The organism is Alteromonas sp. ALT199 (genome assembly GCF_018619335.1).
Taxonomy (GTDB): Bacteria; Pseudomonadota; Gammaproteobacteria; order Enterobacterales; family Alteromonadaceae; genus Alteromonas.
On the sequence record NZ_JAHHDX010000036.1, the window covers coordinates 2,267 to 2,501 of the forward strand.

The following is a 235-nucleotide window of genomic DNA, read 5'->3' on the forward strand; positions in this document are numbered from 1 at the left end:
CGTTTTCATATTAAACAAGTTTATACTTATTTTACCGCCGGTCATGCCGTAAGCGGTATTACGCTTAATGAAGAACTGTCGGTAAGTGTGGGTCAAATAAAAAACGGTATTCGTGAAGACATGCCCTCGTTTGTGCGTGCCCGCCCCTCTTTCCAATGGGATAGCGGCAACGGCGGTGGCGTAAGAGTAACGCTATTGGGCGAGTCGTCAGAAACCTTGCTAAATATTTCAGAAC

The 235-nt window shown here is 46.0% G+C and carries 1 protein-coding gene; it reads left to right on the forward strand.

Going from position 1 to position 235, the window contains the following annotated elements; translation table 11 throughout:
- Positions 1–235 (forward strand): hypothetical protein (locus tag KL866_RS03970; protein WP_214993533.1); only part of this gene is annotated, 235 nt, incomplete at both ends.